Genomic DNA, 1,240 nt, shown 5'->3' on the forward strand with positions numbered 1-1,240 from the left:
GTCACCTTTTTGCAGCAGGTGCGTCAAGTCCAGCGTCATCCAGTGGTTAAGGCCCGCCGGATATCCCGGCTCTCTGACAAGTTCTACCCATTTTCCATGGCGCAGGACTTCAAACGTTGGAGCCCTCAGAGTAATTCCCGCCTGTGCGGCGGCATAGTTTGTTTGGGAATAACTATATTCCACCCAACCATAGCCGATGAAGAAAATGCGTCTTCCTGACTCGAGCCACCGATCTATGGTATCCGGGAATTGGACGACTATTGAGTATTCTTTCGCGTAACCCACAAAGCGTTTATCCTGCTCAAGCGGCCCTACGCACTGGCGATCAATATGTTTTAGAATGGGAAGTACATCCTGCCCGAGGTCGTTTGTCGCGGCAGTGGGATTAAGCTCCTCGTCAAAGCATAGAATTTCCTCGGGGATATTTTCCATAGAAACCGGCATCATCTCATTGGGAAGCACGAATGTCCCCTCCGGATGATCCACTGCAATAAGAGAAGCTTGATCGAAATAGACGACCTCTTCGAGCGGTTCGATGATTTTACACACAATCTGACCGGTGTTGTGCTTTACGCGAGGCAGGGGAACGTATTCAACGGGAAACGGTTGGGCGTAAATTCCCGGTCTAAGCAGATATCCGAGTCCACCTTTCCCACCGAAGTCAGATACGAATTCGAAGTGGTCACCATTCCATACGAATAAATGTGGGCAGGAGGATGTTTTGCGCGGGACTTCGCCGATACTGGCGACCTGATTGGCTTTGACGGAAACCTCAGACTGGAGAACCGCATCCGGCCAGATGATGCGGAGCCATTCCACTTCCTGCTGCTCCCCGAGGCCAAAGTGCAATCGCAGGGGGGCCCAGCACGTGCTTCCGGCAATTTGTCCCACATCCCATTGCTGGAAAATCCGGCCGCTCCGCACTTCGACGCGTGCGCCGATGGCCGATTCATTGGAGCGAGACTTCTGGTCGGTGTATCGCGTTCCCGCCAGATCGAGACTGATCCAGTTGCCACGCGGGCCGGAGTTTTTAAACCACACAGCGCTGGTGTTCAATGGTGCGATGAGAACATCCAGCCCGCCATCGAGATCGAAGTCAGCGAGCACTCCGGCCGTGTTCCCCTGATTGCGTATGCCGCAGAAGAGAAATCGCGGATCTTCCTGACACGCATTGATAAACCCCGATTTTGGCCACGAGTTCAGGAGAATAACGGGTTGTCGTTGACCGTTCGGCAAATAC

Annotated in this window: 1 protein-coding gene; it reads right to left on the reverse strand. The window is 53.4% G+C overall.

What is annotated here, in order from left to right:
• Positions 1-1,240, reverse strand: a 1,240-nt coding sequence (locus H5U08_RS19270) for an ASPIC/UnbV domain-containing protein (protein WP_297036945.1), incomplete at both ends; no start/stop codon positions are given.

Source organism: Thermogutta sp. (assembly GCF_014359955.1).
Taxonomy (GTDB): domain Bacteria; phylum Planctomycetota; class Planctomycetia; order Pirellulales; family Thermoguttaceae; genus Thermogutta.